This is a genomic window from Micromonospora cabrerizensis (assembly GCF_022230955.1).
In the GTDB taxonomy this organism is placed as follows: Bacteria; Actinomycetota; Actinomycetes; order Mycobacteriales; family Micromonosporaceae; genus Micromonospora; species Micromonospora cabrerizensis.
In genome coordinates this window covers 88,446-103,092 of the sequence record NZ_JAKKFI010000078.1, presented here as the reverse complement: position 1 = coordinate 103,092, position 14,647 = coordinate 88,446, and the positions used below count along the sequence as shown (strand labels likewise).

13 protein-coding genes are annotated in these 14,647 nt (G+C 71.0%); 6 read left to right on the top strand and 7 right to left on the bottom strand.

Going from position 1 to position 14,647, the window contains the following annotated elements; all coding sequences use genetic code 11:
- Positions 1 to 109: 109 nt before the first annotated feature.
- Complete coding sequence (locus LADH09A_RS20250) at positions 110 to 613, top strand: hypothetical protein (RefSeq protein ID WP_238647050.1); 504 nt, start codon at positions 110 to 112, stop codon at positions 611 to 613.
- Between the two features lie 7 nt (positions 614 to 620).
- On the opposite strand, the gene LADH09A_RS20245 is transcribed toward LADH09A_RS20250, so the two are convergent.
- Positions 621 to 1,472 carry an alpha/beta fold hydrolase gene (locus LADH09A_RS20245; RefSeq protein ID WP_238647049.1) on the bottom strand — a complete coding sequence of 284 codons (852 nt, stop codon included), beginning with the start codon at positions 1,470 to 1,472 and terminating at the stop codon, positions 621 to 623.
- 139 nt (positions 1,473 to 1,611) lie between these two features.
- Between LADH09A_RS20245 and LADH09A_RS20240 the strand changes: the two genes are divergently transcribed.
- Positions 1,612 to 2,262, top strand: coding sequence for a Rossmann-fold NAD(P)-binding domain-containing protein (locus tag LADH09A_RS20240; RefSeq protein WP_238647048.1), 651 nt, complete (start codon positions 1,612 to 1,614; stop codon positions 2,260 to 2,262).
- A gap of 10 nt (positions 2,263 to 2,272) precedes the next feature.
- On the opposite strand, the gene LADH09A_RS20235 is transcribed toward LADH09A_RS20240, so the two are convergent.
- Positions 2,273 to 3,451 carry a trans-sulfuration enzyme family protein gene (locus LADH09A_RS20235; RefSeq protein ID WP_238647047.1) on the bottom strand — a complete coding sequence of 393 codons (1,179 nt, stop codon included), beginning with the start codon at positions 3,449 to 3,451 and terminating at the stop codon, positions 2,273 to 2,275.
- A gap of 83 nt (positions 3,452 to 3,534) precedes the next feature.
- Between LADH09A_RS20235 and LADH09A_RS20230 the strand changes: the two genes are divergently transcribed.
- Complete coding sequence (locus tag LADH09A_RS20230; protein ID WP_088949299.1) at positions 3,535 to 4,014, top strand: Lrp/AsnC family transcriptional regulator; 480 nt, start codon at positions 3,535 to 3,537, stop codon at positions 4,012 to 4,014.
- 93 nt (positions 4,015 to 4,107) lie between these two features.
- Positions 4,108 to 5,118: an LLM class flavin-dependent oxidoreductase gene (locus LADH09A_RS20225; protein ID WP_238647046.1), complete on the top strand. Its 1,011-nt coding sequence runs from the start codon at positions 4,108 to 4,110 to the stop codon at positions 5,116 to 5,118.
- A gap of 200 nt (positions 5,119 to 5,318) precedes the next feature.
- Here the strand turns inward: LADH09A_RS20225 and LADH09A_RS20220 are convergent, their stop codons facing one another.
- The gene (locus LADH09A_RS20220; RefSeq protein WP_274529820.1) at positions 5,319 to 7,547 is read right to left on the bottom strand and encodes a rhamnogalacturonan lyase family protein; all 2,229 of its coding nucleotides are present in this window, start codon (positions 7,545 to 7,547) and stop codon (positions 5,319 to 5,321) included.
- 268 nt (positions 7,548 to 7,815) lie between these two features.
- Between LADH09A_RS20220 and LADH09A_RS20215 the strand changes: the two genes are divergently transcribed.
- The gene (locus LADH09A_RS20215; RefSeq protein WP_238647045.1) at positions 7,816 to 9,255 is read left to right on the top strand and encodes a pyridoxal-dependent decarboxylase; all 1,440 of its coding nucleotides are present in this window, start codon (positions 7,816 to 7,818) and stop codon (positions 9,253 to 9,255) included.
- A 329-nt stretch (positions 9,256 to 9,584) separates the two neighbouring features.
- Here the strand turns inward: LADH09A_RS20215 and LADH09A_RS20210 are convergent, their stop codons facing one another.
- Together LADH09A_RS20210 and LADH09A_RS20205 are read right to left on the bottom strand one after the other, a co-directional pair.
- Complete coding sequence (locus LADH09A_RS20210; protein WP_238647044.1) at positions 9,585 to 10,592, bottom strand: sulfite exporter TauE/SafE family protein; 1,008 nt, start codon at positions 10,590 to 10,592, stop codon at positions 9,585 to 9,587.
- Positions 10,593 to 10,874: 282 nt separating this feature from the next.
- Entirely contained in the window at positions 10,875 to 11,339 is a 465-nt protein-coding gene (locus LADH09A_RS20205) for an RrF2 family transcriptional regulator (protein WP_238647043.1), read from the bottom strand.
- A gap of 256 nt (positions 11,340 to 11,595) precedes the next feature.
- On the opposite strand from LADH09A_RS20205, the gene LADH09A_RS20200 reads away from it, so the two are divergent.
- Positions 11,596 to 12,264 (top strand): YceI family protein, encoded by a 669-nt coding sequence (locus LADH09A_RS20200; RefSeq protein WP_238647042.1) that lies wholly within the window; start codon positions 11,596 to 11,598, stop codon positions 12,262 to 12,264.
- 47 nt (positions 12,265 to 12,311) lie between these two features.
- Here LADH09A_RS20200 and LADH09A_RS20195 read toward each other — a convergent pair whose 3' ends face one another.
- Positions 12,312 to 13,196 (bottom strand): acyl-CoA thioesterase, encoded by an 885-nt coding sequence (locus tag LADH09A_RS20195; RefSeq protein ID WP_238647041.1) that lies wholly within the window; start codon positions 13,194 to 13,196, stop codon positions 12,312 to 12,314.
- The gene (gene pyk / locus LADH09A_RS20190; protein ID WP_238647040.1) at positions 13,193 to 14,641 is read right to left on the bottom strand and encodes a pyruvate kinase; all 1,449 of its coding nucleotides are present in this window, start codon (positions 14,639 to 14,641) and stop codon (positions 13,193 to 13,195) included. Before pyk ends, LADH09A_RS20195 begins: the two co-directional genes overlap by 4 nt.
- Between the last annotated feature and the right edge of the window lie 6 nt (positions 14,642 to 14,647).

The window sequence follows — 14,647 nt, the reverse complement described above, 5'->3', positions numbered from 1 at the left end:
CCAGGTCACGCAACACCGGTGTTTTCGCTGCCGTGACGGTGTCGACAGTCCGACAGACCCGAAGGCCTATGCCTATCTGCTCGGCCTCTACCTAGGCGATGGTCACCTGGTGACGACGGCGCGCGTGCCGGTGCTGCGCATCTACTGCTCCGACGCCTGGCCAGGGCTGATCGAGGCGTGCGACGTCGCCATGCGGGCCGTGCTCGCGGCAAAGGTGCAGCGGGTCCAGAAGCAGGGTTGCGTCGGGGTGCAGAGCTACGGCGTGCACTGGCCGTGCCTGCTCCCGCAGCACGGCCCCGGCAAGAAGCACGAGCGCCCGATCGTCCTGGCCGACTGGCAGCGACCGATTCTGGAAGACCACCCCGGTGACTTCCTGCGCGGCCTGTTCCACTCCGACGGCTGCCGCGTCGCCAACCGGGTCACCGTGCGCGGCAGGGCGTACGTCTATCCGCGGTACATGTTCGTCAACGAGTCGGCCGACATCATGGGGCTCTGTCAGTGGGGCCTCGATCTGCTGGGCGTCGCCTGGCGGATGAACCGACGCAACTCGCTGTCGGTGGCGCGGCGCGACGCGGTCGCCACCCTGGACCGGCACGTGGGCCCGAAGTCCTGACCTGCGCCTACGCGCGGGCCATGGCCGGTGCGCCGATGAATTCCATGATCGCCTTGTTGACCTCGTCCGCGTGCGTCCACGGGATGCCGTGCGGGGCGCCCTTGAGGGTGACGAGCTTGCCGTTGGGCAGCATCGGGGCGAGCCGCTGGCCGGTGACCGGGTAGGGCAGCACCGCGTCCTGGTCACCTTGGACGATGAGGATCGGCACGTCGATACGGGGCACGTCGGCGCGGAAGTCGGTGGAGATGGCGTCGATGCACTGGTACGAGGCGCGGGCGGAGGCGAGCCGGCCGATGGCCCAGTGCGCCCGGAACGCTTCCTCGCTGACCTGCTTGCCCTTGGTCTGGTCGTAGTTGAAGAAGCTGGTGCAGAAGGCGGTGAGGTAGGCGAACCGGTCCGCCGCGATGGCCTTCTTGAAGCCGTCGAAGACGCTTCCGTCGACCCCTTCGGGGTTGTCCGAGGTCTTGCGGAGGAACGGGGCCAGCGGGCTGAGCAGCACCCCTCGGCTGACCCGGTCGGAGCCGTACCTGCTGAGGTAGCGGGTCACCTCACCGGTGCCCATGGAGTGACCAGCGAGGATGGTGTCGCGCAGGTCCAGCTCGGTCATCAGGGTGTTGAGGTCGGCGGCGAAGGTGTCGTAGTCGTACCCGGTGTCCGGTTGGCTGGAGGCGCCGAATCCCCGGCGGTCGTAGGTGATCACCCGATAGCCGGCGGCGAGCAAGGGGTTGGCCAGCTTCTCCATCGTGGCGCCGTTGAACGGGAAGCCGTGGATGAGCACGACCGGCTGGCCGGAGCCGTGGTCCTCGTAGTAGAGGTCGATGGCGGTGTCGTTCTCGGTGCCCACGGTGATGAACGGCATGTTCGTCTCCCCTGCCGGTTCGGCGATTTCGGCCGAAGCCGCTTTCCCCGGCCGTCGGCGGTCATGCCACCCGTGGGAGCCTGGCTGACGCGCGGGCGGACGGGCCGGTGGCGGGGGCCGACGACAGGGGTGGGAACTGATGCGGGTGGTCATCTTCGGTGCGACCGGCATGGTCGGCCAGGGCGTGTTGCGCGAGTGCCTGCTCGCCGATGACGTGCGGGAGGTGCTGACGGTCGGTCGGCGGCCGACCGGTGCGCGCGATCCGAAGCTGCGGGAGCTCACGGTCGCGGACGTGGGTGAGTTGGATGCGGTGCGCGGCGAGTTGACCGGTGTGGACGCGTGTTTCTACTGCCTGGGAGTGTCCTCGCTGGGTCTGGACGAGGCGGCGTACACGCGGGTGAGCTACGACTTTCCGCTGGCGGCGGCGCGGTTGTTGGCGGAGGTGAGCCCGCAGGTCACGTTCGTGTACGTGTCGGGCCAGGGCACCGACTCGTCGGGTCGGGGTCGGGTGATGTGGGCGCGGGTCAAGGGTCGGGCCGAGAACGCGATCATCGAGTTGCTGCCCAACGGCTATGCGGCGCGTCCCGGTTTCATCCAGCCGACGTACGGGGCGGTGTCGAAGACCCGGTGGTACCGGTTGGCCTACGCGGTCTCGCGACCGCTGTTTCCGGTGTTGCGTCGGTTGCTGCCGAACCAGGTCACCACCACCGACGGGATCGGTCGGGCGATGCTGAGGGTGGCTCGGCAGGGTTCGCCCCGTCGGGTGTTGGGCAACCGCGAGCTGCGCTGAGCGGGGGCGGTCAGGCGATCGTGTCGAGGGCCTGGGCGAGGTCGGCGCGCAGGTCTTCGGGGTCCTCGAGACCGACCGAGAGCCGCAGCAGGGCGGCGGCGGGTTTCGCGTCGCCCTCGACGGGTCGGTGGGTGAGCGACGCGGGGTGCTGGATGAGGGTGTCGACGCCGCCGAGGGAGACGGCGTGGGTGATGAGGCGGCAGGCGCCGGTGACGGCGGCCGCGGCGGGTGCGCCGCCGCGTACCTCGAAGGCGAGCAGGCTGCCGGGTCCGGCCATCTGCCGGCCGACCAGCGCTGCCGGGTCGTACACCGAGGGGTGGTGCACCCGGTGTACGGCGGGGTGGTCGGCGAGCCAGCCGGCGAGTTTCTCGGCGCTGGCCTGTTGGGCGCGGACCCGCAGCGGCAGGGTCTGCAGGCCGCGGTGCAGCAGGTAGCCGCCGAGTGGGTGCAGGATCGCGCCGGTGACGGCGCGGACCTGTCGTAGTCGCGCGGCCCACTCGGCGTCGCAGGCGACGACGCCGGCGAGCACGTCGCCGTGCCCGCCGATGCTCTTGGTGGCGCTGTGCAGGACGAGGGTGGCGCCGTGTCGGGCGGGTTGTTGCAGGACGGGGGTGGCGACGGTGTTGTCGACCAGCAGCGGGACGTCGCCGGCTGCGGCGGCGAGGGCGGCGATGTCGACCAGGTCGAGGGTGGGGTTCGCGGGTGTCTCGACGATGATCAGTGCGGTGTCGGGACGGATGGCGGCGGCGACCTCGTCGGGGCGCGCCCAGGTGACGGTGGTGCCGAGCAGGCCGGTGGCGAGGACGTGGTCGGTGCCGCCGTAGAGGGGCCGGACGGCGACGACGTGCCGGCGGTCGTCGCGGGCGGCGGCGAGCAGCGTGGCGGTGAGGGCGGCCATGCCGCTGGCGAAGGCGACGGCCTGCGCGGTGCCCTCCAGCTCGGCGAGGGCGGTTTCGAAGCGGGCGACGGTGGGGTTCCAGAGCCGTTGGTAGACGGCGCTGCCCTCGGCGGGGAGGGTGCCGCCGGTGGCGAGCTGCTCGTACGCGGCGCCGCCGTCCTCGACCGAGGGCAGGGGATTGGTGGTGGACAGGTCGATGGGTGGCACGTGCACGCCGAGGGCGCGGAGGTCGTCGCGACCGGCGTGTACGGCCCGGGTGTCCATCGTTGTCATGCCGGTAGGGTCGAACATCCACCGGCTGGCGGGCAATGGTTCGGCAGATCATTCTGTAAACCGGCTTTGTGTTGATGGCGGATTCGGGGGATGATGGCGGGATGCCTCCTGAGCCGAACGATGTGCGGCCGTATCCGGCCCTGGACGAGGTGGACCGCGCGATCCTGAGCGAGCTGGCCGCGGATGGCCGCCTGCCGAACAACGCCCTCGCCGAGCGGGTGGGGGTGGCGCCGTCGACGTGTCTGACCCGCACCCGGGCGCTGCGCGAGCGGGGAGCGATCCGTGGTTTCCACGCCGAGGTGGATCCGGCCGCGCTCGGTCTGCCGTTGCAGGCGTTGGTGTCGGTGCGGCTGACGGCGCACGAGAGAGCTGCGGTCGACGCGTTCCGGGCCCGGTCGGTGCGGCTGCCGGGGGTGGTGTCGGTGTTCCACGTGGCCGGCGCGGAAGACTACGTGCTGCACGTGCGGGCGGCGTCCGGTGACGCGTTGCGGGACTTCGTGCTGGACCATCTGGCGGTCGACCCGGTGGTGCAGCACACCCAGACCAGTCTGATCTTCGAGCAGGCGCGCGGGATGGGCTGACAGGCGCGCGGGATGGGCTGAGCAGCGGGTGAGCTGGCCGACGAAAACCCGCGTGGCGGAACAAAGCCGGCCGGTGACGGGTTGGCTGACCGTGTGATCACCGTACCGTTGTCTGTTCTTGATCTTGCCCCGGTCGCCAAGGGCACCTCCGCTGGCGCGGCGTTGCAGGCCACCACCGAGCTGGCCCGACGCACCGAGGAGCTGGGCTACCACCGGTTCTGGGTGGCCGAGCACCACAACATGCCGGCGATCGCCAGCTCCGCGCCCGCGGTGCTGCTGGCGCACCTGGCCGCGAACACGTCGACGATCCGCCTCGGGTCGGGTGGGGTGATGCTGCCCAACCACGCGCCGCTGGTGGTGGCCGAGCAGTTCGGCACCCTGGAGGCGCTGCACCCCGGCCGGATCGACCTCGGCATCGGCCGGGCGCCGGGCACCGACCAGGTGACCGCGCTCGCGTTGCGACGCACCATGGAGGGCCTGTCGGCGGAGGGTTTCCCCCGCGAGCTGGCGGACCTGATGAACTACTTCAGCGGGGAGAAGCCGGGGCAGATCATCGCCACCCCGGGTCACGGTGAGCAGCCGGCCGTGTGGCTGCTGGGCTCCAGCGGTTTCAGCGCCCAGCTCGCCGGCCTGCTCGGTCTGCCGTTCTCGTTCGCGCACCACTTCAGCTCGCAGAACACGCTGCCGGCGCTGGCCCTGTACCGGCAGAACTTCCGGCCGTCGCAGTGGCTGGACAAGCCGTACGCGATGGTGGCGGTCAACGCGGTGTGCGCGGAGACCGACGAGCGGGCCGAGTGGCTGGCGGGGCCCAGCGCGCTGTCGTTCCTGAAGCTGCGCTCCGGCCGGCCGGAGCCGCTGTCGACCCCGGACGAGGCGGCGGCGTACCCGTACTCCGAGTTCGAGCGGGAGTTCGTCGTGGCGCGCCGCGACGGTCAGGCGATGGGTTCGCCGGAGACGGTGCGCCGGCAGTTGACCGAGCTGATCGAGCGCACCGGCGCGGACGAGCTGATGCTGACCACGCTCGTCTACGACGTCGAGGACCGGGTGCGGTCGTACGAGTTGGTCGCCGAGCAGGTGGCGGGCGGTCTGCACCGGGCAGCGTGAAACACGATCTTCATGTCAGCGTCACCCGGCCGACCCGGACGGTGCCTAATGTTGGTGCCGGTGGTGGTACGGCATTCTCGGTCGGGACGGGTCGAGAGTGCCGCGGTGTGGCGCACCGGGCCGGAGCTGAGCGGATTCCGCGGCTGCGGCCCGGTGCCTGCCACCCTAGGCGACCCCGTTCGGGACCACCAGGGGTCAGATCAGCGTAGGTAGATGTTCGGGGTGGGCGGGTCGGCCATTCCGTTGCCGATGAAGAACCCCGGGTGCGGCGGTTGGTTGTAGGCGGTGTTCTGCCACGCGATCGCCACCCGATACTGCGGGTCGTGCATCAAGGTGTGGATTCGGGTGCTGGTCGGCGTGGGCGTGCTGTAGATGCGCAGCGCCCGGCTGTCGGTGGTTCGCCAGATCACCTCCTCACGCCAGTCGCCCAGGATGTCGCCGGAGAGCGCCGGGGTGGACTTGGTGCCGTTGTTGGACGCCACCGCGCTGCCGGTGAGCAGCCGGGTGTCCCCGCCGGTGCCGTACTTGTCGATCACCGTGCCGTCGAGCAGTTCCCGCACCGGGTCACCGTCCCACCAGGCGAGGAAGTTCGCCGACGACGGCTTGCGGCCCACGTTCTGACCCCGGGTGTTGGCCAGCCCGGCGACCGCCGACGACCAGGACTCCGCGCCGGGGCTGCCGGCCCAGATGTCCGCGGAGACCCCACGGCCGTTGTCGCCCGAGGCCGGCGTGGACCAGAGGACCTGACCGGTACGGGCGTCGGCGAAGTAGGAGCTGGGCTTGCTGGCGTCCTCGTCGACCTTGAACACCTCCAGGCCGGCGCGGCCCGGGTCGAGGTCCCCGACGTGCAGGGCGTCGCCGTGCCCGTTGCCGGTGGAGTGGAGCAGCCGGCCGTTGTCGTCGATGGTGGCGGCACCGTAGACGATCTCCTGGCGGCCGTCGGAGTCGACGTCGGCGACGGAGAGCTGGTGGTTGCCCTGCCCGGCGGCGGCGCCGTTGCCGGAGGCGTTCGAGTCGAACGTCCACCGCTTGCGCAGCGTGCCGTCGCGGAAGTCCCAGGCCGCGACCACCGCCCGGGTGTAGTAACCCCTGGCCATGATCAGGGAGGGCCGCTGCCCGTCGAGGTAGGCGGTGCCGGCGAGGAACCGGTCCACCCGATTGCCGTACGAGTCGCCCCAGGACGACACCGTGCCGCGCGGCGGGTCGTAGCTGACGGTGGAGAGGACCGCGCCGGTCTGGCCGTTGAACATGGTCAGGTACTCCGGACCGGACAGCACGTAACCGCCGGAGTTGCGGTGGTCCGCCGACGACGAGCCGATGACCTGGCCGGTGCCGGAGCGGGTGGCGTCGGCGGTCTTCATGGCCACCTCGGCGCGGCCGTCGCCGTCGTAGTCGTACACCTGGAACTGGGTGTAGTGGGCGCCGGCGCGGATGTTGCGTCCCAGGTCGATGCGCCACAACCGGGTGCCGGTGAGCGTGTACGCGTCGATCAGGACGTTGCCGGTGTAGCCGGACTGGGAGTTGTCCTTGGCGTTGGACGGTTCCCACTTGAGCACGATCTCGTAGCTGCCGTCGCCGTCGAGGTCACCCACCGAGGCGTCGCTGGCGCTGTAGCTGTAACTCTCGCCGCTGGGGGTGCTGCCGCCGGCCGGGACCTGCAACGGCACGTCCAGGTAGCCCGCGCCGAACTGCAACGCCGGGGCCGACGCCGCCTGTTCGGCGCCGCCCACCACGGCCCGCACGGTGTACGCCGAGCCGGCCGCCGCGCCGCTGTCGAGGTAGGTGGTGGCACCGGTGATCGGGCTGGCGTTGACCTTGGTCGCTCCTCGGTAGAGGTTGAACGCGACCCCGGAGGTCTCGGTGCCGAGCAGTCGCCAGGAGACCAGGTTGCCGCTGCCGGAGCGGACACTGATCAGCCCGCGGTCCAGATCCTCCATCTGCAGCACGCCAGCCGGCGGCGGGGTGGTCGGGGGTGGCGTGGTGGGTGGTGGGGTGGTCGGGTCGTCGGTGGGCGGGGCGCCGGTGCAGGTGACGCCGTTGAGCGCGAAACTCGCCGGTGCCGCGTTGCTGCTGGTCCACGAGCCGTTGAAGCCGAACGCGGCGGTGCCGTTGGTCGCGATGGCGGCGTTGTGGTCGACGTTGCGCGCGGTGACCTGGGCACCGGACTGGGTGACGGTGGCGTTCCACGCCTGGGTGACCTGTTGCCCGGCGGCGTACGACCAGGTGAGGGCCCACCCGCTGACCGGGTCGCCGAGGTTGGTGACGGTGACGTTGGCGCCGAAACCGCCCTGCCACTGGTTGGTGATCTGGTAGTCGACCCGACAGCCGACGGCGGCGGCCGAGGCGGCGACCGTGCCGAGGGTGCCGGCCACGACGGCGGCGGCCGTCGTGCCGGCGAGCAGGATCAGCCGATGTCTGGACGGGTGCATGGACTGCCTCCGGGGATCCGGTGGTGATCGCCGCGGCCCACTGACCCTGCCCGGGAGGCACAGTGGACCGGCCCGGCCGCGACTGCGGCGGACGGCGATCTGATCGGGGGTCGAACGCCCTGGAACTCACGGATCCGGCTCACCGCGCATCGTAAGGCAAGCGCTTTCCGGTACGCAATATCGACGACCGTCGTTAGATCTCGGCGCTGGTCCCCGGGTCTCGCCCCGGGTCTTGCCTCGGCGGCCGATACCTGATCAACTCGTCCGGGTGAGCGCTCCGCACATGGACCCCGACGAGTTCCGCCGCGCCGGCCACGCCGTCGTCGACTGGATCGCCGACTACTGGGCGACGGTCGAGCAGCGCCCGGTCGCCCCGTCCGACCCGCCGGGCACCGTCGCCGCCGCTCTCCCCGCCGCGCCGCCCACCACCGGCGGCGAACCGGTCGAGGCGGTCCTCGCCGACCTGGACGCCATCATCGTGCCGGGGCTGACCCACTGGCAGCACCCCGGCTTCTTCGGCTACTTCCCGGCCAACACCTCCGGGCCGAGCGTGCTCGGCGACCTGGTCAGCTCCGGGCTCGGCGTGCAGGGAATGCTCTGGGCCACCAGCCCCGCCTGCACCGAGCTGGAGACGGTGCTGATGGACTGGCTCGCCCAGCTACTGGACCTGCCGCAGCGGTTCCGCTCGACCGGCAGCGGCGGCGGGGTCATCCAGGACTCCGCCTCCTCGGCAACGCTGGTGGCCACCCTGGCCGCACTGCACCGGGCCAGCGGAGGCCGCTGGCGTGACACCGGCATCGACCGGCGATACCGCGCCTACACCTCCACCCACGGGCACTCCTCCATCGAGAAGGCCGTCCGCATCGCCGGGCTGGGCAGCGACGGGGTCCGGTCCATCGAGGTGGACCCGGACACCCAGGCGCTGCTGCCGGACGCGCTGCGCGCGGCGATCGAGGCCGACCTGGCCGCCGGTGACGTTCCCGCCATCGTGGTGGCGACCATCGGCACCACCTCCACCACGGCCATCGACCCACTGCCGGAGATCGGGGCGATCTGCGCGGAGTACGGGATCTGGCTGCACGTCGACGCCGCGTACGCGGGCTCCGCCGCCGTCTGCCCCGAGCTGCGGTGGTCGCACGCCGGCCTGGAGTACGCCGACTCGTACTGCTTCGACCCGCACAAGTGGCTGCTCACCGGCTTCGACTGCGACGCGTTCTGGGTGGCCGACCGCGCCGAGCTGATCGAGGCGCTGACCGTCCTGCCGGAGTTCCTGCGCAACGCGGCCTCCGACTCCGGCGCGGTGATCGACTACCGGGACTGGCAGGTGCCGCTGGGTCGGCGCTTCCGGGCACTGAAACTGTGGTTCGTGCTGCGCTGGTACGGCGCCGAAGGGCTACGGGCCCACATCCGCTCCGGGGTGGCGCTGGCCGCCCGGTTCGCCGAGCAGGTACGCGCGGACGACCGCTTCGAGGTGGCGGCGGCGCACCCGTTCTCACTGGTCTGCTTCCGGCTGCGCGCCGACGACGACGTCAACGCCGCACTGCTGGCCCGGGTGAACGGCACCGGGCGGGTGCACCTGACACACACCCGGGTCGCCGGCCGCTACACGCTGCGTCTGGCCATCGGCTCCCCGCAGACCACCGAAGCGCACGTCGACGAGGCCTGGACCCTGCTCGCCCACACAGCCAGCGACCTACTCACCCCCTGACCCCCCACCGCACACCGCGCCCCGCACCCCGCACCCCGCACCTTCCCCGATGTTGCTGCCTCGGACGCGCGGGAGGCAGCAACATCCCTGATGTTGCGCGGATCTTCCGATCGGGGTCTCCCCGCACGATCTTCCGGCGCGGCATGATCACGCTCGATCCTGGATGTAGGGGCATCCACCTGGGCCGAGGCACCTACATCCTGGATCGAGCACGATCTTGACGACTCAACCCGGGAAGTGACGACGTTGACCGGCCTACCCGCGCCTCGGCCCCGCTCACCCGACGGGCTGGCCGTCGATCAAGCCGGCGGGCGGGTGCGGCGCGCGGCTCAGCGTGGGCTGGGCGTACCCGTTGCGGCCAACTCGCTCGGGACCGCCACGGCCGGAGTGACCGGATCAGCAGCGTGGGCGCCGGGAGCAACAGCGTGGGCGCCGGGAGCAACAGTGACGGCCTCGGCGGTCGCTGCTTCGGCGCGGGCCCGTCGGGTACGGCGCAGAGCACGCACGGCCAGCACCAGGGCGGCCACCCAGCCGGCGGCCAACAGGGCGTACGTGATGGGGCGGACCGGGCCGTCCAGCTCGGCGGAGCGGAGCAGGGTGCGGGCGTTGGTCAGCACGATGACGCCCCCGACGGCGGCGCCGAGCAGTTGGGCGGGGACGATACGCACCAGCCAGGCGGCCAGCGGGGCGGCGATGAGCCCGCCGATCAGCAGCGCCGCGACGGTGGGCAGCAGGAACCCTTCGGTGCCCAGCCCGATCAGGAAGCCGACGCTGGCGGCGCCGGCCACGACGAACTCGGAGGTGTCCACCGAGCCGATCACCTTGCGGGGTTCCATGCGGCCGGAGACCAGCAGTGCCGGGGTGGCCACCGGACCCCACCCGCCGCCACCGGTCGCGTCGACGAAGCCGGCGACCAGGCCGAGGGGGCCGAGGAAGCGACTGCGGAGCCGCCCGCCCACCCGATCCGTGCGCAGCGGTCGGGCGAAGCGGACCAGCAGGTACGCGCCGAGAGTGAACAGGATGCCGGCCATCCACGGCGCGGCTGCCTCGGTGGAGATCGAGCTGAGCAGGGTGGCGCCGGCGAAGGCGCCGATCGCGCCGGGTAGGGCGATGCGGGTCACCACCCGCCAGTCGACGTTGCCGAACCGCCAGTGCGCGACCCCGGCGGCGAGGGTGGTGCCGATCTCGGCCAGGTGCACCGAGGCCGAGGCGGCGGCCGGGGCGACCCCCGCGACCAGCAGCAGGGTGGACGAGGTCAACCCGTACGCCATGCCGAGCGAGCCGTCGATCAACTGCGCGACGAGCCCGACCAGAGCAAGGACCAGCAGCTTGCGCACGAGCGCCCCCTGACTTTTCGGTATCTCCTATCGACTTGGTCGACAATGCGGCACGGGGCTGCCAGGGTCAAGCCCCCGATCGGTGGATGGGACGCCACCAGGCGGCGCACGCCACGGCAGACAGCACCGCGCGGTGGACAGCACCCCACGGCAGACAGCAACGCCGCGTTGGACAGCACCACACGGCAGACAGCACCGCCGCGTTGGACAGCACCGCGCGGTGGACACCACGCCGCGGTGGACAGCACCGCGGGTGGCGCGGGCAAACCAGCGGGCCGGCGCTCAGATCCAGGCGCGCGGGTCGGCGACCAACTCGGTGACCCGTGCGGGAAGGGTGCCCGCGGCCACGTCGGCGACGCTGACCAGCTCCAGGATCTCCCGCTCGCTGGCCCGCAGCGCGATCCAGACCTCCTGGAGTGCCCGCGCCGGGCCGTGGTAGCCGAGCTGCTCGGGGCGCTGCCCGCGTACGTGGGCGAGTGGCCCGTCGATCACCCGGATCACCTCGGCGAGGGAGATCTCCTCGGCGGGGCGGGCCAGCCAGTAACCGCCCTCCGGGCCACGCTGGGCGTGCACGATGCCGCCGCGACGCAGCTGGAGCAGGATGCTCTCCAGGAATTTCGGCGGGATCTCCTGGGCACGGGCGATCTGGTCGGCCGTGACCGGCCGGCCGCGCCCGGGGCCACTGGCCGTCGCGGCAAGCTCGGCGGCCGCGCGGAGGGCATAGTCGACCCGGGCGGATAGGCGCATGCCGGCAAGGTTAGTCGCTGGTCAGCCGGCTGGGCGGGCGACCCTCGGCCGATCGGGTACGCATCGATGGAAACCCGCCCGTCGCAGCCACCGTCGCGGAGCCGCGAAGCGCGTCATGATCCACCGGACGGTGGGGGCCGAAATGCTGTTCTGGAGCGTCCTTATGCTGGGCGGGAGTACGAATGTCTGGCCGTTTACGTGGCCGCCGACAAGATATTGATAAACACCCGGGTGTGCTCGGGGGGAAGGCAATACGATGACCGATGTCGCCACACGCACCTGGGATGGCATGACCATCCCGGTCGCCGGCACCTATCTTCTCGATCAGGCGCACAAGCGGATCGGTTTTCTGTCCCGGCACATGATGGTGAGCCCGGTGCGCGGCGAGTTCGCCGAGGCCACGGCGCAGATCTTCGTGGCGGAGGATCCGCTGCTCTCCTCGGTGACGGCCACCATCATGTCGGCCAGCATCACGACCGGGAGTGCCGACCGGGACACGCATCTGAAGAGTGCCGACTTCCTCGACGTGGAGCGTTATCCCACCCTCGAATATCGAAGCACCGGAATAAAATGGCAGGGCACTGAGGACCCCATATTCCAATGGGCCCGTCTGCGCAACCACAGACTGGGCGGACGAGGCCGGAGTCACATTGTTCCGCCGCAGTCGGAGAGCACGCCCGGACGATTCGTCCTCACCGGTGAGTTGACGGCGAAGGGTGTCACCCGGGCTGTCGACCTGGAGGTGAATTTCGGTGGCGCCCGTCGTGATCCGTACGGGCAGAACATCTTCGGATTCAGCGCGACGGCCGAGATCAACCGTGAGGACTACGGCCTGCTCTGGAATGTCGTCCTGGAGAGCGGCGGAGTGCTGGTCGGCAAGACGGTGCAGATCGAGATCGCCGGCGAGGCCATCTACCAGGCCTGACCGGCGTCATCCCCGCCAGATGCCCGGCGGGGATGACGCAGACGGCGTCAGGCGCCGACGCGGCGCAGCAGGCCCTCCTGGACGGCGCTGGCGATCTGTTGGCCGTCCGTGGTGAACATCCGGCCGGTGGCAAGCCCACGCGCGCCGGACGCCGACGGGCTCAGACAGTCGTAGAGGAACCACTCGTCGGCACGGAACGGCCGGTGGAACCACAGCGCGTGGTCCAGGCTGGCGCCGACCAACCCGCCCGGCCCCCACACCTCGCCGTGCGCGGAGAGCACCGAGTCGAGCAGGGTGAGGTCCGAGGCGTAGGTGAGCGCGCAGGCGTGCAGCAGCGGATCGTCCGGCAGTTTGCCGTCGATGCGCATCCAGACCCGCTGGTGCGGGTCGGCGGGCCGGTCACCGGGACGGACCCAGCCGGGCTCGCCCACGTAGCGCACGTCGATCGGACGTGGGATCTGCCCCCACATGCCCAGCCGCTCCGGGTAGCGGGAGAGCCGGTCGGCCATCGTCGGCACGTCCTGCGGCAGGGGTACGTCCAGTGGGGCGGTGACCTGGTGGTCCAAGCCCTCCTCGGCCCGCTGGAACGACGCCGACATGAAGAAGATCGGCTTGTCGTGCTGGAGGGCCACCGCGCGACGAACCGAGAAGGACCGGCCGTCGCGGATGTTCTCCACCTGGTACTCGATGGGCTCGACCGGGTCGCCGGGGCGGACGAAGTATCCGTGCAGCGAGTGCACGAAGCGCTCCGGGTCGACCGTGCGGCCGGCGGCGACCAGGGCCTGACCTGCGACCTGGCCGCCGTACACCCGTTGTGGGCCGACCGGGGGGCTCATCCCCCGGAAGGTCATCTCCCCGGTCGGGTCGAGGTCCAGCACTTCCAGGAGCTGGTCCACAGCGGCCTGGCCGACCGCGACCCGACCGTCGCTCACTGCAGCGCCCGCGCCGACGCCGCGTCGACCAGCGAGCCGAGCTGGTGGACGCGTAGCGTGTTGGTCGAGCCGGGGGTGCCGGGCGGGCTGCCGGCCACGATCACCACGTAGTCACCCGGGTTGGCCCGGTTGAGGCCCAGCAGCGCCTGGTCGACCTGACGGAACATGTCATCAGTGTGCTGCACGAACGGCATCAGGAAGGTCTCCACGCCCCAGGTGAGGGCGAGCTGGTCGCGCACCTCGGGGACCGGCGTGAAGGCCAGCAGCGGCAGGTCGCAGTGCAGGCGGGACAGCCGTCGGACGGTGTCGCCGGTCTGCGAGAAGGCGACGAGCGCCTTGGCGTTGATGGCCCGGGCGATCGACGAGGCGGCGACGGTGAGCGCGCCACCGTGGGTACGCGGGTCGTGCTGCAACCGGGGCACGCCGATCGAGCCGGACTCGGTGGTCGTCACGATCTTGGCCATGGTGCTGACGGTCAGCACCGGGTACTTGCCGACGCTGGTCTCGCCGGAGAGCATCACCGCGTCGGCACCGTCGAGCACCGCGTTGGCGACGTCGGAGGCCTCCGCCCGGGTGGGGCGGGAATTCTCGATCATGGAGTCGAGCATCTGGGTGGCCACGATGACGGGCTTGGCGTTCTCCCGGCACAGCTGCACGGCGCGCTTCTGCACCAGGGGCACCTGGTCCAGTGGCATCTCGACGCCGAGGTCACCGCGGGCGACCATGACACCGTCGAAGGCCAGCACGATGGCCTCCAGGTGCTCCACCGCCTCCGGCTTCTCGACCTTGGCCAGGACCGGGCGGAACACGCCCTCCTCGGCCATGATGCCGTGCACGAGCTTGATGTCCTCGGCCGAGCGGACGAAGGACAGCGCGACCAGGTCGACACCGAGGCTCAGGGAGAAGCGCAGGTCCTCGGCGTCCTTCTCCGACATGGCGGGCACGCTGACCGCCACGTTGGGCAGCGAGACGCCCTTGTTGTTGGAGACCGGGCCGCCCTCGGTGACCAGGCAGCGGATGTCGTTGCCGGTGACGTCGGTGACCTCGACGGCGACCCGACCGTCGTCGATCAGCAGCCGGTCGCCGGGCTTCACCTCGTGCGGCAGCTTGGTGTAGGTGCAGGAGACCCGCTCCTTGGTGCCGACGATGTCGTCACCGGTGATCACGACCGAGTCGCCGGTGCGCCACTCGTGCGGGCCGTCAGCGAACTTGCCGAGCCGGATCTTGGGGCCCTGGAGGTCGGCGAGGACGGCCACCGGCTTACCTGCCGCCTCGGACGCCTCCCGGACCAGTCGATAGACCGCCTCGTGGTCGGCGTGGCTGCCGTGGCTGAAGTTGAGCCTCGCCACGTTCATACCGGCCTCGACGAGACCCCGGATGCGCTCCGGGGACGAGGTGGCGGGACCAAGAGTGCAGACGATCTTCACACGGCGTGTCACGCCCATCAGGCT